This window comes from Legionella steelei (assembly GCF_001468005.1).
Lineage (GTDB): Bacteria > Pseudomonadota > Gammaproteobacteria > Legionellales > Legionellaceae > Legionella > Legionella steelei.
In genome coordinates this window covers 2,037,208-2,057,878 of record NZ_LNYY01000019.1, presented here as the reverse complement: position 1 = coordinate 2,057,878, position 20,671 = coordinate 2,037,208, and the positions used below count along the sequence as shown (strand labels likewise).

Here is a 20,671-nt window from a genome sequence, read left to right as displayed (position 1 = left end):
TTGTAAAAAGGATGTAGGTATGCGTTGGGCGGATAGATTTTGGACGGCAACTAATTGGGCATTTGATACGACAGTGCATGCAGTAGCAGATACCATGGATGTGTGTGGGACATTGGCGTGTACTCTTGGTGGGGCTGCATTTGCGGTGTCTAACATGCTGAATTTGGAGGCCGTTAGCGCATCCTATTATGGTGCAGTAAATGCTACAGGTAATTTTACTCTGGGGATTGATGTCACCAACGTAGAATCTAGTTTTAATCAAGTATTCCCTTTGACTTACAGTAATAGTGTTAATAATGGCACTACATATAACCTGACAGATTATATTGCTGCAGGTATGACGCAAACTGGCGGTATCATTTGTATGGCATCAGGTATGGTCTTAAAAACGGTAAGCGCGAATATTAATCAGTGGCAGGAGGGTCGGGAAGAACAGCGTGATTATGCCCACAATCATAAGCTGCAAATTGCCAAGCCCTATTGGAAAGAATATGCTTATGTGAGTGCGAAAGCTTTTACAGGTGCACTCTCTATGTCCATGCTCAGTACGACATTTGCAACGACGGCCCTTCACTTATACAGAACGATTCCTACTATTACCTATCCTCCTAATGGAGAGCATCATGTGTATGGAGCACATTATAACGGTCCAACTATATCTGTGCCTTTTAATATCGACATCGATTTAGGTGAAGATAATTTTACCATCCCACTGTATTTTACTGATTTAAATGTGTTACTCAAGAAGGCAGTATCGGTAGCTGCAAAGGCCACTTATGGCGGAGGTTTTTTCTTTAAACCGAATCAAAAAACACCAAGCCCTCCTCTGGAGGTTACAGAGAGCGTTTCTGCAGCAGTGGGAGGAAGTGCTTATCTGGCTCGTAATTTTTTTGCCAGAAAAGTCAATCAGATCCACATCGAAAGAATCCAAAAAGCAGAACCAACGGTTTATAATCAATTAGTTAATTAGAGCATTTAGCCTGGGTTATGCCGCGCACCACCCAGGCTACAAATAGATGCGCTGCATTAGCGTTCTAATATTGCCGCCACACCCATTCCGCCAGCCGTACAAACACTGATAAGGATGCGCCCTTGGCCTTGATTGGCAAGTATTTTGGCGGCAGCACCAACCAGACGCCCACCTGTTGCCGCAAAAGGATGTCCAAGAGCAAGACTGCCGCCTTTGATATTCATTTTTTGTGTGTCTATGCTTCCTAGAGGTTTTTTGAGGTGTAACACTTTTTGGCAATATTCAGCAGATTCCCAGGCTTTCAAAGTACATAATACTTGGCCAGCAAAGGCCTCATGAATTTCATAATAATCAAAATCCTGCAAACTCAGTTTATTCCTTGCTAATAAACGCGCGACGGCAATCGTTGGTGCCATCAATAATCCTGCACCATGCACGTAATCTACTGCTGCCACTTCGCAGTCCACAAAATATGCGAGAGGCTCCAGTTGATGACTTTGAGCCCATGCAGGAGTGCTTAATAATACGACCGATGCGCCATCGGTGAGTGGGGTTGAGTTTCCTGCAGTTAAACTGCCCTTTTCCGATTTATCAAAAGCCGGTTTTAAGGACGCTAATTTTTCTAAAGAAGTCTCTTTGCGGGTAATGGTATCTCGCTTTAAGGAAGCAAAAGAGGCAATTAAATCATCATAAAATCCTTCATCATAAGCTTGGGCGGCGTTTTGATGTGAGCGAAACGCCAATTCATCTTGAGCCTGGCGGCTAATTTGCCATTCTTTAACCATTAATTCGCAATGATCACCCATAGACAGACCAGTACGTGGCTCGCGCACTTCCGGCAATAGAGGCTTTAGCATTCCCAAGCGAAACTCTGTAAAGACTTTAAACTTTTCCTTCAGTCCTTTTGCTTGTTGAAATTTGATTAAAAAATGAGTCAGTCGTCTTTGCCCAATTAATGGAACATCGGAGTTAGTATCTGTTCCCCCAGCTATTCCCACAGCGATTTGCCCACTGGCAATTTTTAATGCAATGAGGTTTGCCGCTTCTAAACCCGTGCCACAAGCACGTTGTATCGTTAATCCAGGTGTTTCTGGAGATAAACTACTCCCCAAAACCGTTTCGCGCGACAGATTCCAGTCAAAAGGATGATTCATAATTGCGCCTGCAATAAAATCACCTAATAGCTCACCTTGAATTTGCGTTTTATTAATGAGATCAGCTAATGCTGCGCCTAACATATCCTGATTAGACTGGCCTAAATAGTAAGTTTGTGATTTGACAAACGGAGTGCGTGAACTACTAAGAATAGCCACTTTATTTTTGAGGCTCATAATAAATCCTTTTTTTGCTGCTTATGATTTCTAAGAATAGACTAAAATGATTCTGCAGCAAGTCATAGCCGCGCTCATATTTTAGAGTTCATCCGACAGATTACTCGAGCTTATCCTAATATGTTGATTTTTATTAATGTAGTTGGATACATCCATACTCCAGACCGAATGGTGCGCATCAGTTGCTAAGGCATTAAATCCAAAATCTTGATATAGCGTAGACACCATATTGTTTTTTTCAGTTGGGTAATAGTAGCCAATAATTTGTTTTATTCCTAAAGTATGGCACTTGGCCACCAGGGCATCGAACATGGCATATTCCATAGTTCTTTTAAGAACTCTGCAACTCATAAGCCATAGCTCAATATGACACTCTTTGTTTTTTAACTCGCCAATTATTATAGATATCAAACCATTATCACCAAATTTATCCTCTAGCTTGCCATATAGAGTGATATAATTTGCATCCTGTGTAATGGTTGTAACGTCTGCCAAAGTATATCTTTTGGTAGTCAGATTAAATTGATTCGTTTTGTTAATGAGCTGGGTAATCCGCGCAAGATAAACTGGGGTAAATGCCTTGATTTCTGCATTCATTTCCAGGGAATGCAGGTATTCGCCATAATCAGTGAAGTGGGACTCTTGTGTGCGTCGTTCTTTATTTTTTTGATAAAATGCGCCGCGCTGTAGATCATCACTTGCAAGCGATACGGTTTCAAAATAATGATTTTTATCAATATGATCTATAAAATCAACGATGTCACTGCCAATTTCGGGCACGCTGACCATCGAAAGATTAGAGCGGACAATGTGTCGCTCTGCTGGATTATCATCAATAAAAACAAAACTGTCTAAACCAAGACTCAAGGTGTCACTAATTTTGGCAATATTATGGTGTTTTGGCTCCCAATTTGCTGTAAAAGCTGCAAAATCCTGATCGATTAACACAGTATCCGGATGCATAAAGCCCTCTTTGGCATGATTTATGTCATTCTTTGAGCATACAGCAAGTACAACACCTCTATCCTTGAGCGTTTTTGCATACTGCTGAAACTCAGTATGTGCTTCGGCAATGGCGGTTTCTTTGCCTATTGCGATTCCATTTAAACCATCATCTCCTATCACCCCACCCCAACAGGTATTATCCAGATCCAACACCATGCATTTTTTTAATGCCCCAAACAGTGCCCCAATGATAGCGGATATGTTTTTGGCTAAGAACGGTATTGCGGTATAACTTAATGCATATTTGTAGGCATACCACATGCTTTTATCAAACCAAGTAGATAATCCTATGGATGCTGCCAAATAATGAATGTCGTTAATATAAAGGTTGGCTCTTGCTTGGGCCTCTTCAGCAAAAAAAGAATTTAGTCTATGAATGTAATGCACTGAGCCGCGAACATCATAAAAATCCAAATTGCCTAATATCCGATTTTGCGGCAGTTCAAAATTATTTTGAATAATCGCACAATGATATTTGCTCGTCAGAGAAGACCATATACTAGAAAACTTCTGGAACTCATTATGAAGAATGATATCAATTTCTTCAGACGTGTGATGCATTGTTGGGTAATGGCTAATATTTTTATTCGTCGTGTGAATATAAATAATATCGGGATTAAATTGTTGCAAGGGCTCATTATCAAAAACAGCTTCTTCAAAATATTGATTATATTTCGACTCATAAAAGTTAGGTTTAATACCAATATCCAAAAGGAATAGTTCTAAAATATTTTTGATTTCTGCCGTTGTAGAACCACCCAAAATGGCTATATTCTTCGTAAGAAAATGTTCCTTCAACAGCAGTTCTTTCTTTATCGCGTGTTTCTTTCTTAAAATTAAATGTGCATCTAATGGATAATTTAACATCAATAACTCCCTTGCATCAGAACAACTACAACGCATCAAAAGTGGTTTGCAATACAAAATCATTCATCCACTTATCATAGACAACGATGTTAATCCCTCTGGAGTTGGGCGATTGTTCCTGATTGTTTATCTTGATAGAGGAGAAGTTTCCTGAGAAAAATCCGCTGCTTTCAATAAATACACGGTCAATTCCTTTCAGCGCTTTTTTCCAACTCAATTTGTCGGGACTTATCTGCTCATGGATGACCCTCCCACCATCCAATACCGCGATGTATGAATTGCCAAAATGACTCGCCATAAATACATCTGGTTTTAGTCCAAAACTTTGCCATGTATCTATTATATTCCGATCGACATCAATGTAGGGGCGTGTGGCGGAGTCTTTGACTGATAAGAGGACTATGTAATAGGGATTACCTTTTAGGATATTCAATAGAGAGATAAGATCTTTGGTTTTACGCATCCTATATTTTTGCTCTTGCTGTTTCAAATAGGAAACACTTTGCTCCCAATGGGCATATTTGGGGTCTTTACGTTTATCCGCAAAGGTATAGTATTTAGAAAGATAATCAGCAAGCAGAGCGGTCATCTGTTGTGCTTGCGGCACATTTAAATGATGTTGTCCTATCATTTGTGTGTTGAAGTCCATGAAAGGAATATTATATTTGCTGGCAATATCCATTATATAATTTACGTTTTTCTTCGCATTTAAATTAGTGGATGGGGCTTTATAAAGTACCAATTTTACATTATTTTTTTTGGCGTAGTTGATGATCCGTAGCAAATCCTTTTCGGAATCTGGGTCTAATTTCTCCCTGTCTGTCTGTAAGAGGTCATAATCTTTGGGCTCTTTTCCCTCTTCCCACCAGTCATCAGTCGCCTCACCATAGCCTTTATTGAAACTATAACCTCTATAAAACATATTATCTATTTTGGATTTAGATAAAAAACTCCAAGTGGAATGATATTTATTGATGGTAAATAGATAATCAAACCAATGACGCGGATTTGCCGCGTGGATGGCCGATAATTTATTGAATGAGAACTGCATATCGTTGAGATTGACATAGATCATTTCATCCGATATTTGTTTACGCGGATGGAACTCTCCTATTTCAAGAAGAATAAGAGCATTTGGGTGACGTTTAACCGCATCTTTCATATAGTAGTAGCTTACTAAATACGGCTGTTGCTCCACACAAAAATCATAGGACGTCCAGCCATGATCTCGCCATAAAACTGCAGGGATAATCGCCGTATAACACTGACTTGAGCCAATTGAAATGATATCAAGGGTGTTTTTAGGCTCTTTATAAAAACCAGAAACGGTGTACAAGGACATATTGATTGGACGATAAACCCTTTTGTCTATAAATAGCTCACTGACAAAATAGAACAAAACCGCAGAGATACCAATAAAAATGAGCGACTTTTTTACGCTGATGGTCATTAGAATGCTCCGTATATGAACTTTTTAACATCATAACCGGGGCCATACATGCCGAAAATCACCACACTAAATAGGGCCGTAAAATAGATAAACCACCTTGAAACAATATCCAGCTCGGCTATCTTTTCTCGTAGCGAGACTTTAAGCCTCATCGTATCTGCAGTAAACAGCACAATTGTTGCGCAAATAACAAGCGTCCAATCTTGTTTATTCATAAATTCAAGCAATTCTCCATCAAAGAAAATCCAAAAATTGTTGTCAAATGTTATGCTCTTGAACACATTCCCCGCATCAGCAAGAGTTTTGGTGCGGAAGAATACGAACCCGATACAGACAAAAATAAAGGTGCGCACAATTTGCATTGCTTTGAAAGAGAAGGCTTCAGTATTGATTTTTAGCTTTTCCACCGCTTTTTTTCGCCAAGGCATAGCCACATCGCCAAAAGTGATATAAAACCAATGCAAAAGCCCAGTGCCTATAATAAAGTTCCAGCTTGCCCCGTGCCAAAACCCAACCACAAACCATAATATGAATAAGGCAATGTAGGTGGAAATTTTATTCCCGGCCTTTTTGCCAAACCGTTCCTTGTTCCAAGAGGTCAACTTTTGGAGCCAATTCGATTTCATCACGGAATACAGGATATATTCTTTTAACCAAATCCCGAGGGTAATATGCCACCTTTGCCAATATTCTTGAATTGAGCGACTGAAAAATGGGGCGCGAAAATTCTCGGTCATCTTGATACCAAACATTTCACCGGCACCAATCACAATATCCATACAGCCACTAAAATCTGCATAGAGTTGTATCGCAAAGGCTACAATGGCCAACACCATAATCCAGCCAACATTATACTGGGGGTCTGCAAACACTGGATTCACGAATAATGCGAGCCGGTCTGCGATAACGAGTTTCTTGAAAAGTCCCCATAAAATCCTTTGCATGCCGAAACAGTATCTTTGCCAGTCAAATTGATGATGCGCAAATAACTGTGATTGCAAGTCCTGGTGTTTATGAATGGGCCCTTGTAAAACGGTTGGGAAAAATGTAGCGAAGAGGAAAAATCTGCCATAGTTCCTTTCTGCTGGATACATCTCTCTTTTGATATCAATTAAATAACCTAAAGTTTGTAAGGTGTAGAACGAGATCCCGACGGGCATCAATATGTTATACCAAAGGTGATGGGTGTTAAGAAATGGATTGATGAGTTCCTGTATAAAAAAATTGAAATACTTAAAGTAGATTAGAAACCCCAGGTTGAGGGCCAATGTGCTATAAAACGCAAGAGACTTATGTTTTGTTCCTTCTATGGCCATTGCGCCAAAATATACGGACAAGGACGTAAATAGGATAAACCAATTCAGTTTGTTTTGTCCTGAGCCAATATAAAAGACAATGTTGGCGAGTAGCAAGATTTTCCATTGCTGACGGGGGCGAACAAGGTAATACAAAATACTCGCAATACCCAGGAAACAAAAAAATCGAAATGTTGTAATACCCATTTACTTTCCCTGTTTTTCTATTATATCTACCATTTCTCCAACATTATGTAGAACCACTACCTCGCCCATTTTGAATTTGAAACCAAATTCGGCTTCTACGGCAACGATAAGGGTTATGTGATTCAGGCTATCCCATTCCTCTATATCGTTAGCGGTGGTTGCATCGGTTACAGATAGATTTTCATTGTCAAAAACATCACGAAAGGTTTTGTTCAAACGGTTATATATTGCAGCGCGTTCTAAAGACATCTTATACTCCTTGTCTGCTACTAGGCTTTTGCCATTTTATGAATGGGTGTTTTTTAAGAAATAATTGTCAAGGCATGACTCAGTGTTAACTGCTGGCCATTGTAACAGTTTTGACGGTATTTGCATCTGTCTCTATCAGCTTGGATATTAAATTCGCATCGGAGTTTGGGGGTGATGTGATTGAAAATACGCGAATAAACTCACTATGGCACTTTAGCTTGTTGGTAATTAAATGATATGGTAGTGGCGGTGTTGCTAATTCGTGACACTATACTTTATTCAGCACTTATAACAAGGAGGTTCTCATGTATACCTTGTACTCATTTGGAACACCTAATGGTATTAAACCGACAATTATGCTCCATGAATTGTCGCAGCATTATACGATTAAGCTCATTGATATTTCCAAAGGCGAACAGTTTAATCCGGATTTTTTAAAAATTTCACCAAACAATAAAATTCCAGTTTTATATGATTCGCAAAAAGATTTTTATTTGTTTGAAAGTGTCGCAATCTTGCAATATCTTGCAGAAAAGCATCATAAATTTTTACCCGAATCATTGCAGGATAGGTACACGATTCTCCAATGGTGTTTTTTTCAAGCAGCGCATATAGGCCCTATATTTGGTCAATTAGGATATTTTCATCGTGCAACTGAAAAAGTTCCCGCAGCGCTCAAACGTTATGCGGATGAATGTGATCGTTTGTTAGGCGTTATGGAAAAACAATTGACCCAGTTTTCTTATATTGGGGGCAACGAGTACACCATTGCTGATATGGCAATTTGGCCCTGGGTTTACTGCTTTCAAGTTTTTTATAAACAGACTATTGATGAGCAGCGTTTTGCGCATTTACTTGAATGGTATCAACGCATCGGTGAGCGTGCAGCCGTCAAAGCAGCTTTAGAGGCATACAATTTGACTTTGGCAGGTAGAAAAGAATAGGTTAGGGGACTCTATACAAGAATGACGTAGCTCACGTGAGCTATGATGATGCTTTGGATCCCGCGAACAAGTCGCGGGACGTAGGCTCTCGTTGCATCGGGCTAGCTGTATTGCGGTGTTGGTGTGCGTTCTGCACCTGGCTTACCGCCTGGTTCTTTCTGTGCATGCAATCCAATCCTATCTAATATCATGCTAACAGGATTCATTATTGGCTCCTGTGTTTGCGGTGTATCTACGCGGCCGTCTTGTAGCTTTGCTTGGCTCGGAGCTTGATCTGCAGAAGCTTGGCTGCTCATTGATTTGAGTGTGTCTATATGCCGCTCTTGTACCTTAAGAAGCTCTTGATAGCGGTCATTCGAACGCTCTAATTCTTTTTGTACTATTGCCAGTCTGCGTTCTGCTTCACAGATGCGATCAGCGATTAAAAGAAAGCTCACTTCTTTATTCTTTATGAAAATATCTAATTTTTCTTGAAACGCCTTGCGTTGTTCTTCATTGCCAATGGCATCGACCGACAGCTTGGTTATTGCCGTATGTAGGGAATCTATCATCGCTTTAGCGCGATCAAGATCCTGTCCCAGTTCATGCCGCACCTGTTTTACCTCACGAACTTTTTGCACTAACTCTTCTTGAGCGGTTCTATACCCTTCCGTAATACGATCTAACTTCTCTTGATTTTGCTGCATTAAATCGCTTTGTCGTTCCACTCCTTCTTTAAGTGCACCGGAAACTTCTACTAATCCATCTTTGGTTTCAGTTAACGTGTCATTAATTCTAGCCGTGGCCATGACTTGTTTGTCAATCGCATCAATTTTCTTACTTAACTCTTCAATGTATGCTTTGAATTTTGCATTTTCTTCAGTAAATTTTTTAATTTCAATGGCTAATTGTTGACGGATAATATCCAGCGCATTAATGGTTAGCTCAAGCAGGTCAGCTAGGCCTAAAATGCCTTTTTGCAAGCTTTCGACCGCACTGGTACTGCATTTGTGATGATCATCAAGAATGATGCCTCCTGCTGCATAAGTAAGCGCAGTAACCCCACAAATTGCTAAAAGGAAACCAATATGCGCAACAATGCCCAGGATTAAGGTAGGAACCGTTAATGCGACTCCCCCAATAATTTTTTGCCACAGTGGTAATTCACCCCAGTATTCTGCAGCTCGCGAGAACATACTTGGATTTTTTTCCAGACTTTTGACGGTGTCCTGCAGACTTTTTCTGATTTGCTCAAATATTTCTTTAGTGATGGTAATTTTTACGAGCTTATCTTGTTCAGTCTCGTTAACAACCTTTAATTTACTGCGTATTATTTGTTCCGGCGTGTCTTCGACTGTTGCTGGTGTTACTTTTTGTTCTGTATCGAGATCGATAGGTAGTGCGGCTTCTTCGTCTACGGTGTGTATTTCTGCTGACTCGCCTAGTCTAACTTCCTGTTCCGTATCGAGATCAATTAATAGTCGAGCTTCATCTTCGTTGGTAGCCATATAAATTCCCTTTTGTTGAATAATCTTCCTGTCCCTACTATTTTTAACCAGAATAACTTAAGAAAACAAGAAAAATTTGTTTTCAGGAGATAACGATAATTTGCGAGGGTATAAATTATGATTTGAATAAGTACAAAAAATTCATTTGTTTTTAGATAAGTTGGGCTTTAAAGCCCAACTTAAGCAATCGATTTACATTGTTAAACCACGAGATTCGGTGTTGTCATTAGAATGAGCACACTCAGCAATTTTAGCAACAGCAGTTGCACCAGTACGGCCAAGCAGATAGAACGCAGCCACAAAGGGAGACAAAGCGGTTGCGATAGCAGCAGCCATTGTAGTTAAAGCAGCAAATGTGGTAACAAGAGCTGCTTTGGCAGCAACATCAAGTGCATCTTTTGCAGATTGTCTTGAGTCTTCTTTGCCTGCGCGTAAGCTATTTAATCCATAACCTGCAGCAGCAAGCAAGCTGCCAACAGTAGTCAAGGCAGCGATTACAGCCGTCAGTGCGGCAGCACCGGTAACAAGAGTCAACGTGACAGGTGCACTAAGTGGCAAGGTTGCAACAATTGCGACTTCTCTTTTAGTATCCAGTCCCAGTTCTTCTAATAATACATTTTTTCTGCCAAATGGAGTGAAAAATCCAGGTACATTTTGTTTTACAAATGTATATCCTTGTTCCATCGCACCTTTAAGTCTCGCTCTTGATTGCGCTTTCTTTTCTGGGGCTTCCATGCATAAGTCAAATATGCTGTCTTCATCAGACGGTGGATTGCTTGGCACGCTAGATGCTTTTGCGTAAGTAGTGTGGCGAGGCGAGTATGTGTCGTCATGCCCTTTTTTGTGCTCAAGGTGCCTTTCTGACTCTCGATTGTAATCTGCAGTTCTTTCTTTTGGTTCTTGATGTAACTTTGTGTACGACATACTAAACCCCTCAAGTTTGATTAAAATCGGGTCATGCTATTTAAAAAAAGGATCCAAGTCAAGTTGAGTTTATTTTGTTTTTTGATTATTTTACTCACACTTGACACAAAAGATGATTTTTTATGACCTATAGTATTGGCCAACGCTGGATAAGTAACACCGAAACCCAACTCGGTTTGGGGATTATTATTGATTTAAATGGTAGGCAGGTTAGTTTAAGCTTCCCTGCGGCGGATGAGGAGCGCATTTACTCTGTAGATAGTGCACCACTGAGTCGCATTATCTACAAAGAAGGTGAAGAAGTAACTACCTCGAACCAACAGAAAATGCAGGTTACGCGAGTAGAAGAGCGTCAAGGCTTGTTTTTTTATACTGGCGTCGACGATGCGGGTAATGAGCGGCAAATCAGTGAGGTTTCCCTTGATTGTTTTATCAAATTAAACACGCCAGAACAAAGATTGTTCAGTGGGTTACTGGATAAGTTAAATACTTTTAAATTAAGAATAGATACCCTGAATCATGTCAGCAGATTACAGCAATCTCCTGTTAGGGGGTTATTGGGCTCGCGAACCAGCCATTTAAAACACCAGGTTTATATCGCCAATGAGGTCGCACAACGCTATGCCCCACGGGTTTTACTTGCCGATGAGGTTGGGTTGGGTAAGACCATTGAAGCCGGCATGGTTCTTCATTATCAGTTAAGCACAGGTCGTGCCAACCGAGTCTTGATTGTAGTGCCGCAAACGTTGATCCATCAATGGCTGGTCGAGATGATTCGCCGGTTTAATTTATATTTTTCAATCATTGATGCCGAGCGCTATGAACTTTCCTATGAGTTAGATGAAGAAGAAGGAATACAGATAGGTACGACACAAGAGAATCTTTTTGAAAACGAGCAACTGGTTTTATGCAGTTTGGACTTTCTCATGGACAATGAAAAAGCCCGCCAGCAAGCGCTGAGTGCTCAGTGGGATTTGCTGGTGGTTGATGAGGCGCATCATTTACATTGGTCTGAGGAAGAAATGAGCCCCGAGTATGAATGCGTTGAGGAATTAGCCAAACACAGCAAAGGCGTATTGCTTTTGACTGCAACACCAGAGCAAGCCGGAATTGCCAGCCATTTTGCCCGTTTGCGACTACTTGATCCTGCTCGATTTTATGATCTTTCGACCTTCAAAAAAGAAGAAGAGGGGTATCAGCAAATCAATGTTTTGGTACAAGAGTTGATGGCTTATGAGGAACAGGCGTCGGCAGAAACCCTGGATGTGGCACTTAAGTCGCAATTAGCTGCTTATTTGGGCGACATAACGGGTTTACAGGTAGGTCAGGTCATTAGCAATTTGTTAGATAGGCATGGAACAGGGCGTGTCCTATTTCGCAATACGCGTGCGGCAATTCAAGGCTTCCCTGAGCGCCAAGTACATGCATATCCGTTAGAGTGCCCTGCGATTTATTCTTCATTGGATGCACAAAAAGGTCAGCGCAAGCTGTATCCTGAACAACTGTTGGATAAAGAGATCTGGCTGGAAAATGACCCGCGGGTGAAGTGGCTTGCAAACACCGTTAACGCATTACATCCTCAAAAAGTGCTGGTGATTTGTGCTAAGGCAAATACCGCGATTGCGTTGGAGCTGTATTTAAAAGTAAAAATGGGCCTGCGCAGTACGTCGTTTCATGAGGGCTTATCAATTATTGAACGTGACCGTGCCGCAGCTTATTTTGCAGAGCAAGAAAACGGCGCGCAGACGCTTATTTGTTCTGAAATAGGCAGCGAAGGGCGAAACTTTCAGTTTGCACATCACCTGGTTTTGTTTGATTTACCTTTAAGTCCAGATTTATTAGAGCAACGCATAGGTCGGCTTGATAGGATTGGCCAACGACACACTATTGAAATCCATGTCCCTTATCTGCTGAATACGGTGCAGGAGAAATTATTTCGTTGGTATCACGAAGGAATTAACTTATTTACCCACAGCTGCTCTGTGGGTTTTACTCTTTATGAAGAATTTGAAGAGCAGTTATTACCTCTTCTTGATACAGTAGGTACACAACCACACGAGCTGGAACAACTGATTGCGGCAACAAAAACACGCGCGGAACAAATCAATCAAGCACTGCACGAAGGTCGTGATCGCTTGTTGGAGCTTAACTCCTGTAATACACCACAAGCAGAGGCATTGATTGCAGCGATTGAGGCCGAAGAAAATTGTTTGGAGTTAGAAAATTATATGGCGCAGGTATTTCAGGAGTATGGTATCGATCATGAATACCATTCTGAACATACGGAAATAGTGCGTCCCGGCGATCATATGAAAACAAGTCATTTCCCAGGATTAAAAGAAGACGGGGTGACAGTGACTTATTCTCGCGCTAAAGCGCTTGTGCGTGAAGATGTCGAGTTCCTAAGCTGGGAGCATCCCATGGTCAGCGAATGTATGGAAATGACGCTGGATTCCGAGTTGGGTAATGCAACTTTGGCCACTATCTCTATAAAAAGTATTCAACCTGGAACGTTGTTTTTGGAGTCCTTCTTTACAGCAAATTGTGCGGCGCCTAAAAAACTGCAATTGGATCGCTTTTTACCGCTTGCACCAATTCGTGTCCTCATGGATATATCGGGAAAAAATCTTTCCAAGATATTGGATTACAAACAATTAAATCAAATGTGTGAACCCGTTAAACGCCATTTGGGTTATCCAATTATTCAGCAGATCCAAACCGATCTTGAAACCATTTTGGCACAAAGCAAAAAAGTAGCAGAAGCACAACTGCAGGAGATCATAAAACAGGCTACAGTGCAGATGCAACAAAGCATTAGCCATGAAATCAATCGGCTGGAAGCATTAAAAAGGCTTAACCCCTCAATACGTGAGGATGAAATTGCTTATTATAAAAAACAGCTCGTTGAAAGTGCGGAATACATGCAGAGTACTGCTTTAAAATTACAGGCACTGCGCGTAGTTATTAATAAAATTTAGGCGCATGTATTCGTAGGTTTCAGTGCAACTGCTACCCACTTATGTGGTGGACAAAAATAACTCAATAAATGTAGGCTGGGCTGCTAAGCCCAGCATGTAACCATGCCGATGTGCGATAAGTTACTTGTTTTGTTGAGCGCTCAGTAATGGTGTTCATAATGGATATTTTGAAGAATAAGAATTAACTCAGTAAGTGCTGGGCTTAACAGCCCAGCCTACGTTTTTTTCGTCAACAATTACCTAACACTTACAATTTCTGCCAAAGCGGTCGCCCCCTAAACTGGTTGTGCTTGCAGACCTTCGTAAGCTTCTTTCAATACCGATAATTTACTGCGTGTATCTGTATGAAAAAAACCAAAGTGTTCTGCAATGAATTTAGGGAAAGAGTCTCGATGCTTATCAATGAATGAGCTGTTTTCGGGATCATTTAATTCAGCCTGAATTTTTTGTATAAATGCAGCAACCTGCTGTGTACGTGCTTGTGGTGGCAGCATTAAAAATTCAAGCGTAGTTTGATATAAGGAATGCACTAAATTATAAATATTATCGGCTTTGTCCTGGCGTTCAGCATCTGCTGGTTTTTCTTGTAGCATGGCGATGGATTTTGCTTTCAACATGCTTAAGGCATAGCTAATTTTTTGATATTTTATTAGGTTCAAATCGGTTGGCTGCTCTTTATGGATAGTATCTATCTGTTTCCTTATTTGCTGAGCGAGATCATATAAAGTGCGTTCCTTTTGTTTGATAGCCAAAGCGTCATCTTCAGGTATTACTTCATTTAATAATGGTGCAATTGGTACCGAAGCTTTGCCTTGTTGGTCTGCACTCTTTTGTTCAGACGCCTTGACTGGTTGTAGCAGCTGGGCGATGGATTGAGGAAGCGCATACATTTTTTCGAAAAATTGAGCGACCGTGAGCATTTCATAAACCGCAGTCTTTGTTGCCGTTTCAGCTGGTTGGGCATGGTGATTTTTATAATCTTTAACTTGTGTACCCAGTTTTAACAGCATGTGTTCTACGGACTCGAGAACGGTGTCAATTTCTTTAGGGAATAGTCCTTCATTTGCAAGGCGCATGGTGTTTTTGTTGGCTTTAGAGATGGCGACAAATGCCTCTTTGACTTGTTTTAGATCGCCCTCAACTACCTTACATAAATTGTCGAGCACGGTAAAAATTTCAGTAAAATGTTGGGGGTCATTAATATAAATTGCCCCCAATTGCTCTATGCTGTGCAACAAGTGAGAGCAAAACGCTTGGAGGGAAATTATCGCATGAATCAAGTGGGCAAAATTCGCCATAATCACAGTTCGATCAAGTAACTCCTGATCTTCTTTAACGACAACAAATTCAGGTTTTTTTTCAGGACCTACTCTTTTGGTGTTAATAAAATTGCGTGAATTACTAAATACCTGTGCTATTGCTTTTAGCTCGTTGGCGAGCGTTTCTTTATCTCTGGCTGCTTTTTTTCTTTGTTGCAGAATGGATTTTGCCCAGTCAGTAAACGCAAAAAGATCAGCAGGTGCCATTATTTTTTTTTCTCGCAACATGGCACAAGGTCTTAATGATTTTAAATAGTATGCTGATAAGCCGGTGATCCAGTTTTTAAAAACGGATTCAGGTAAATTGATTTCATGATGTCTGCTGAGTATCGCCCCCAATACTTCAGATTTAATGTATTCTCTACGGACTATATTATTTTCCAGCTCATCAATAGCAGCGGTATCTGCTAAATCTTTTTTCTTTTCGGGTATAACCATTTTGACAAGGAGGCGTAACAAGCGATTACTGTCATCGAGACAGGTCTCTCTAAGCTCAGTGACCAATTCACGCAATGAAAGCGATTCTTTATGTCGGTCTAAGTGTTGTTTGGCATCCAATAAGTATGTATACACTGGTTGCAAACGTTTAAAGTGCTGGCTATTTTCTCTACCTTCTTTAGATGCATAATCATCAATAAAATCGGTGAGTGCGCCAAGATAAGCCGAATCAAAATCATACCCTTCGAAGCTTAAACATCTGTTTTGTAAGATGTTGAGTAAATAAGAAAGAACACCGGCCGTAGTATCATTATGATTGTCTCGGCTTAAATAATATTCTTTTAATTTTAAGATGGCATGCAGAATCGATTGTCTGTATGACGATAATTCAGGGGGTACTTGTGGGAGTTTTCTGCCTATTTCCTTGATTTCATCTATTGTATAGTGCAGGGAGTCTACTGATTTGGGATCATTTTCATGGGTGAATTTGAAAATGGGTGGGAAGCCTTGCACGACGCCATAACCAGGTATCTCAATTTTTTCCAAAAATCGTTTGCAACGTCGATTGATGTCTTCAATTTCTTCTCGATGCTTTTTTTCTTCATAGTGCTCCCATTTTTTGTGAGCAATTACGGCTACTGTTCCTGCACCCACGATCCCTAGGAGAACTAAACTTGCAATGGCATCCGGTTGTGACAAGCTAAGAGCACTGATACTGCTTAATCCATTTAATGCGCTGGTTACGGCCATAATTTTATCTCCATGTAAAATTTTAAGGCGCGCTATCTTAAAAGGTAGGTAGATAGAAAAAGCAATCTATAAAATTAAAAGACAGCTTGTATCTTATATGCAATTTGCACGCCAAGGAGTTTTTTTGGTAGTTGGAATGTGTAGAATGAATAGGATATGACTTTAATGGAGTCCTTTCTGAGACATTACCTTATGGAATATTATTTAGTTCTGTATCTCTTGATTTTATTTTTAGTCTCAGCTTTTGTTCATCATTTTTATAAAAAAAGCACCGGTTGCCAGGCAGTTGCCGGCAATATTGTGATGGCTATAGGAATTGTCTTGTTTGATGTCTTGCCTCAATTCCACTTTGTAACCCCTTTATTGAGACAGCTCATTATCATGGAGTTGTTGATTATTGGATTTTATTTGCTGTGCTTTTTTGTTAACTGTTCGATAGAAGGACGCTTTAATCTGTTTACTGCAAGCGCAATCAATCAATTCGGTATGGGTACTTGGGTAGCCGGCTCTTCAATTTTGGCGGTTTTATTTTTACAAGAATTTCCCTCCTGGCATATAGTGATTTGGACGTGTGCAAATTGCGCACTACTCATTTGGCCAATTTATATCATTATTTCTTTAAGGAATTTACAGCGTATTTTTTTAAAAAAAATAAAGCTGCATACAGGGAGTATTTTGCTCCTCACCGTCAGTACTCAGGCACTCGCATTAATGACGCATCTATTGTTTGCACCGGCAATCCCTATTTTAACAAGCCAAGGATTAATCATTTTGGGTTATTTATTCTATATCATTGGCGGCATCATTATTGGGAGGTATTTGCTTACATGTACAAAGAAACGTTTGTTTTTAGCTTGGAATAACAGCAATAGTATTCTTCATGGCGCGCTGTCCATCTCAGGCTTGGCAAGTACGGTGACGCAGGCTCTTAGTGATAAGGTAATTCTTAATACATGGATTCTTGCAACAAGTCTATTATTTCTTGTTGAGGGGATGAGTTTAATCAAAATGTATCATCGCATAAAAATTGCGGGTTTTCTTCACGGTATTTTTGTTTATAATCTTTCACAATGGACGCGAATTTTTACTTTGGGGATGTATTATTCATTTTCTTTTGCTTTATACAAATACAATATAGACACCAATTTTATAATAAATGCTGTGATAATGTATGGAAAATATATTGTATTAATAATTTTGTTGTTTGAGGTATTTCTTTTTTTACAGGATAAGTTAAGTAATTTAAATGGCGCCATAAAAATTACAGCAACTTAATGATTTTTGAATTGTGTAGTACAAAAGGATAAGTCTACTCATGAATCAGCAAATTAAAAAAATTGCAATAGACCTGTTGCATTCAGCCGGAATTATGCCCAACGGGAATGAAGCTTGGGATATTCAAGTGAATAACGAAGAGTTTTACTCGCGTATTTTTAATGAGGGCTCTCTAGCACTAGGTGAGACTTATATGGATGGCTGGTGGGATTGCAAAAGTCTCGACCAATTCTTTGCGCGTATTCTGCGAGCGCAACTGGATCAGAAGGTGAAAGCCGATAAATGGTTATGGCCAAAATTAATTTGGCTGAAGTTGATTAACCATCAATCTAAAAAACGTGCTCTTGAAGTAGGTAGAACGCACTATGATTTAGGCAATGAATTATTTAAATCCATGTTGGACAGTCGTATGAATTACACCTGTGGCTACTGGAAAAATGCCAATGATCTCGATACGGCACAATTGAATAAATTGGAATTAAGCTGCCAGAAGTTAAAATTTGAAGCAGGGATGCGCGTATTGGATATAGGCTGTGGATTTGGCGCTTTTGCTAAATATGCTGTGGAAAACTATGGTGTCAATGTTGTAGGAGTCACCATATCTAAAGAACAGTATGAGTATGCAAAACAAAATTGTGCTGGCTTGCCAATTGAAATTCGTTTACAGGACTATCGAGATATTCATGAGCAGTTCGATCGTGTGGTTTCTTTAGGGATGTTTGAACATGTAGGTTATCGAAATTATCGAGTGTATATGCAAAAAGTGCGTGAATGTCTTAAAGACGATGGTTTGTTTTTGTTGCATACAATTGGTGGAAATCAAACGACCAAAACAGTTGACCCCTGGATTAACAAATATATATTCCCTAATGGTATGATTCCGTCTATGGAGCAAATCAGCACCGCTTCTAACGGATTATTTATTATGGAAAACTGGGCGAACTTTGGTGCTTATTATGACAAGACGTTAATGGCGTGGCATGAGCGTTTTGAAGAAAATTGGGACCATTTAAAAGAACAATATGACCAACGTTTTTATCGTATGTGGCGCTATTATTTATTAGCCTGTGCGGGCTCTTTTCGTGCTCGCTCGAACCAGTTATGGCAAATTGTTTTTTCCAAAGAAGGTATCTTGGGCGGGTATCAAGAGCCTTTATTTACAGGTATTAAAAAAAGGGAGCCTGGAAATAAAAAAACAGTAAGGAATCTTGAACTGTCATAAAAAAGACGCTTAATCAATATCATTGTAGCCTGGGTGCAAGGAAGTGAAACCCAGGTTTCGGTCTTGCGGACCGTCACCCAGGCTGTTCTTAAGTTGATGCCAGGATACCATGCAGTATCCCTCAAACAGCAATTAGTGCTTCTTGGCAAATACCATACGTAAATGACTATTGATGGTTTCGATTGCACTACGACATGCTGGAGTATCAATGAGATCATTGAGCATAACGAAATCGTGAATTGTACCGTGATGACGAATTCCGGTGACGGGAACACCTGCGGCATTAAGCTTGTGCTCATACGCCTCACCTTCATCGCGTAATACGTCACACTCACCATTAATGACTAATGCGGGTGGCAATCCTCTGAGTTGATCTACTGACGCTTGCAAAGGACATGCAGTGATTTCTTTTCTTTTTGCTTTATCAGGTAGATAATTATCCCAAAACCATTCCATGGCTTTCTTCGTTAACCAGGGACCTTCAGCAAATTCTTTGTATGAAGCGTTTTCAAAATTGGCATCAGTTACTGGATAAATGAGTACTTGATAATCAATTTTAGGGCCTCCACGCTCTTTAGCAAGAAGGGTCATGACCGCAGCCATGTTGCCACCAACACTATCGCCAGCAACTGCTAAACGAGAAGTATCGAGGTTGAATTCTTTGCCATGCTCTGCAATATATTTCAATGCTGAATAATCTTCTTCAATTTGTGTTGGGTATTGCGCTTCTGGAGCTAAAGAATAATTAACAAACACGATGGCAGCGTGAGCGCCTACGGCAAGTTCGCGCACAAGACGTCCGTGAGTTTGCCAATCACCAAAAACCCAGCCTGCACCATGATAGAACATGACTACGGGTAACTTTTCTTTGGATCCTTTAGGGCGAACGATGCGAATGTCTACTTTACCTTTGGCATGTTGAATTGAACGATCTTCAATATCTACCTCGGGTTTTTCTTTTGTGGCAGGCAATTCTTGTAATTTATCAAAAATGGCTCTTCCTTCTTTAACCGGAAGATCATAAATTGGTTTACCACCAGCTTTCTTGATTTTTTCAACGAAAGCCCAGGTTTTGGGGTCTATACGTTTACTTAGATCCATTTTTTCTGTCCTCATGGTTGAAGTTTAAACACTATTTCATTTTTTCTTTCTATGAATAATATGAAGCCAAGCCGTCACTTTTGTTAACAGGACAAAATAAGTATAGACAATTTGGAGATTTTTGTTTTTTTTAATAAAAAAACTAAAAAATGAACGAGTTAGCGATTTTGGTTCAGAAAGAAAAAAAGGATTAAGAACGTCATCCCCCGTATATGTAGACAATTTGTGACACCATAGGCTGGGTTCCTAAGCCCAGCATGTAACAACGCCAAAATATTTTCTTTCTAATAACACCAGGGATGGTGGATATTTTGAATGCTGGGCTTAACAGCCCTGCCTACGCTTACTTATTTGAATTCATTCGCCTAAGTCTATGAGATTATCTTAATTGTTATTATTCATTCCCTACTGGAAATGAGCCGTTTTCAGCGTTTCGATAATCAGGGAAAGAACAATGCATGTGGGCAATCTTCCAGACCCCCTCCTCTTTTTCAATCATTAAGGTTCCGCGTAAATGTTCAAATAGATGTTCTTTGCCTTCGATGGTAACTCGTGCATTACATACTGCCGCAGCCCATAAGGCATTATCGGCTGTGGGGACAAAACGAACCACTTCTATTTTGCCTTGCTCGGATTGACTCCAATCTCTTTTAAACTGTTCTTCTATTTCCTTTAAACCGACTCGATATTCATCGAGCGCGGAGCCCCAAACGTTTGTATTTTGCGTAAAAAGGCTAAGCAACAGCGGTAAGTTGCGCTGCGCGTATCCCTCACAAAATTGTTGAAAGATCTGTTCTGCTGGTTTTCTTTCGGGCATGATCATCAAGCGTTCTCCTGAATAAATGAAATTTTTGACAGA

15 protein-coding genes are annotated in these 20,671 nt (G+C 40.1%); 5 read left to right on the top strand and 10 right to left on the bottom strand.

Going from position 1 to position 20,671, the window contains the following annotated elements; translation table 11 throughout:
• The first annotated feature begins 19 nt into the window (after window positions 1–19).
• On the top strand, window positions 20–970 hold the full coding sequence (locus Lste_RS13085; RefSeq protein WP_058511369.1) for a hypothetical protein: 951 nt from the start codon (window positions 20–22) through the stop codon (window positions 968–970).
• A 56-nt stretch (window positions 971–1,026) separates the two neighbouring features.
• Here Lste_RS13085 and Lste_RS13080 read toward each other — a convergent pair whose 3' ends face one another.
• The 5 genes from Lste_RS13080 to Lste_RS13060 form a co-directional block, all read right to left on the bottom strand.
• Window positions 1,027–2,301, bottom strand: a complete 1,275-nt coding sequence (locus Lste_RS13080) for an acetyl-CoA C-acetyltransferase (protein ID WP_058511368.1) — start codon at window positions 2,299–2,301, stop codon at window positions 1,027–1,029.
• An 81-nt stretch (window positions 2,302–2,382) separates the two neighbouring features.
• Window positions 2,383–4,173 (bottom strand): HAD-IIIC family phosphatase, encoded by a 1,791-nt coding sequence (locus Lste_RS13075; RefSeq protein ID WP_058511367.1) that lies wholly within the window; start codon window positions 4,171–4,173, stop codon window positions 2,383–2,385.
• A gap of 25 nt (window positions 4,174–4,198) precedes the next feature.
• The gene (locus Lste_RS13070; protein ID WP_058511366.1) at window positions 4,199–5,623 is read right to left on the bottom strand and encodes a hypothetical protein; all 1,425 of its coding nucleotides are present in this window, start codon (window positions 5,621–5,623) and stop codon (window positions 4,199–4,201) included.
• Window positions 5,623–7,125: an MBOAT family O-acyltransferase gene (locus Lste_RS13065; protein ID WP_058511365.1), complete on the bottom strand. Its 1,503-nt coding sequence runs from the start codon at window positions 7,123–7,125 to the stop codon at window positions 5,623–5,625. Before Lste_RS13065 ends, Lste_RS13070 begins: the two co-directional genes overlap by 1 nt.
• Complete coding sequence (locus Lste_RS13060) at window positions 7,126–7,374, bottom strand: acyl carrier protein (protein ID WP_058511364.1); 249 nt, start codon at window positions 7,372–7,374, stop codon at window positions 7,126–7,128.
• Between the two features lie 305 nt (window positions 7,375–7,679).
• Here Lste_RS13060 and Lste_RS13055 point away from each other — a divergent pair, with 305 nt between their 5' ends.
• Complete coding sequence (locus tag Lste_RS13055; RefSeq protein WP_058511363.1) at window positions 7,680–8,318, top strand: glutathione S-transferase family protein; 639 nt, start codon at window positions 7,680–7,682, stop codon at window positions 8,316–8,318.
• A 101-nt stretch (window positions 8,319–8,419) separates the two neighbouring features.
• Here Lste_RS13055 and Lste_RS13050 read toward each other — a convergent pair whose 3' ends face one another.
• Together Lste_RS13050 and Lste_RS13045 are read right to left on the bottom strand one after the other, a co-directional pair.
• Window positions 8,420–9,805, bottom strand: a complete 1,386-nt coding sequence (locus tag Lste_RS13050; RefSeq protein WP_068310938.1) for a LegC2/C7 family Dot/Icm T4SS effector — start codon at window positions 9,803–9,805, stop codon at window positions 8,420–8,422.
• 192 nt (window positions 9,806–9,997) lie between these two features.
• Window positions 9,998–10,729, bottom strand: coding sequence for a hypothetical protein (locus Lste_RS13045; RefSeq protein ID WP_058511362.1), 732 nt, complete (start codon window positions 10,727–10,729; stop codon window positions 9,998–10,000).
• Window positions 10,730–10,851: 122 nt separating this feature from the next.
• Between Lste_RS13045 and rapA the strand changes: the two genes are divergently transcribed.
• Complete coding sequence (gene rapA, locus Lste_RS13040; protein ID WP_058511361.1) at window positions 10,852–13,707, top strand: RNA polymerase-associated protein RapA; 2,856 nt, start codon at window positions 10,852–10,854, stop codon at window positions 13,705–13,707.
• A gap of 275 nt (window positions 13,708–13,982) precedes the next feature.
• Here rapA and Lste_RS13035 read toward each other — a convergent pair whose 3' ends face one another.
• The gene (locus Lste_RS13035; RefSeq protein WP_058511360.1) at window positions 13,983–16,214 is read right to left on the bottom strand and encodes a hypothetical protein; all 2,232 of its coding nucleotides are present in this window, start codon (window positions 16,212–16,214) and stop codon (window positions 13,983–13,985) included.
• Between the two features lie 156 nt (window positions 16,215–16,370).
• On the opposite strand from Lste_RS13035, the gene Lste_RS13030 reads away from it, so the two are divergent.
• Window positions 16,371–17,489 (top strand): TDT family transporter, encoded by a 1,119-nt coding sequence (locus Lste_RS13030; RefSeq protein WP_157070746.1) that lies wholly within the window; start codon window positions 16,371–16,373, stop codon window positions 17,487–17,489.
• Between the two features lie 40 nt (window positions 17,490–17,529).
• Window positions 17,530–18,711 carry a cyclopropane fatty acyl phospholipid synthase gene (cfa, locus tag Lste_RS13025; RefSeq protein ID WP_058511358.1) on the top strand — a complete coding sequence of 394 codons (1,182 nt, stop codon included), beginning with the start codon at window positions 17,530–17,532 and terminating at the stop codon, window positions 18,709–18,711.
• A 132-nt stretch (window positions 18,712–18,843) separates the two neighbouring features.
• On the opposite strand, the gene Lste_RS13020 is transcribed toward cfa, so the two are convergent.
• Entirely contained in the window at window positions 18,844–19,812 is a 969-nt protein-coding gene (locus tag Lste_RS13020) for an alpha/beta hydrolase (protein ID WP_058511357.1), read from the bottom strand.
• Between the two features lie 394 nt (window positions 19,813–20,206).
• Entirely contained in the window at window positions 20,207–20,629 is a 423-nt protein-coding gene (locus Lste_RS18580; protein ID WP_237760482.1) for a nuclear transport factor 2 family protein, read from the bottom strand.
• Between the last annotated feature and the right edge of the window lie 42 nt (window positions 20,630–20,671).

Coding starts and splice junctions, on each gene's coding strand:
- Lste_RS13065 (WP_058511365.1), bottom strand. CDS start 7,125: ATGGGTATTACAACATTTCGATTTTTTTGTTTCCTGGGTATTGCGAGT.
- Lste_RS13045 (WP_058511362.1), bottom strand. CDS start 10,729: ATGTCGTACACAAAGTTACATCAAGAACCAAAAGAAAGAACTGCAGAT.
- Lste_RS13035 (WP_058511360.1), bottom strand. CDS start 16,214: ATGGCCGTAACCAGCGCATTAAATGGATTAAGCAGTATCAGTGCTCTT.
- Lste_RS13030 (WP_157070746.1), top strand. CDS start 16,371: ATGACTTTAATGGAGTCCTTTCTGAGACATTACCTTATGGAATATTAT.
- Lste_RS13070 (WP_058511366.1), bottom strand. CDS start 5,623: ATGACCATCAGCGTAAAAAAGTCGCTCATTTTTATTGGTATCTCTGCG.
- Lste_RS13075 (WP_058511367.1), bottom strand. CDS start 4,173: ATGTTAAATTATCCATTAGATGCACATTTAATTTTAAGAAAGAAACAC.
- Lste_RS13085 (WP_058511369.1), top strand. CDS start 20: ATGCGTTGGGCGGATAGATTTTGGACGGCAACTAATTGGGCATTTGAT.
- rapA (WP_058511361.1), top strand. CDS start 10,852: ATGACCTATAGTATTGGCCAACGCTGGATAAGTAACACCGAAACCCAA.
- Lste_RS13060 (WP_058511364.1), bottom strand. CDS start 7,374: ATGTCTTTAGAACGCGCTGCAATATATAACCGTTTGAACAAAACCTTT.
- Lste_RS13055 (WP_058511363.1), top strand. CDS start 7,680: ATGTATACCTTGTACTCATTTGGAACACCTAATGGTATTAAACCGACA.
- cfa (WP_058511358.1), top strand. CDS start 17,530: ATGAATCAGCAAATTAAAAAAATTGCAATAGACCTGTTGCATTCAGCC.
- Lste_RS18580 (WP_237760482.1), bottom strand. CDS start 20,629: ATGCCCGAAAGAAAACCAGCAGAACAGATCTTTCAACAATTTTGTGAG.
- Lste_RS13050 (WP_068310938.1), bottom strand. CDS start 9,805: ATGGCTACCAACGAAGATGAAGCTCGACTATTAATTGATCTCGATACG.
- Lste_RS13080 (WP_058511368.1), bottom strand. CDS start 2,301: ATGAGCCTCAAAAATAAAGTGGCTATTCTTAGTAGTTCACGCACTCCG.
- Lste_RS13020 (WP_058511357.1), bottom strand. CDS start 19,812: ATGGATCTAAGTAAACGTATAGACCCCAAAACCTGGGCTTTCGTTGAA.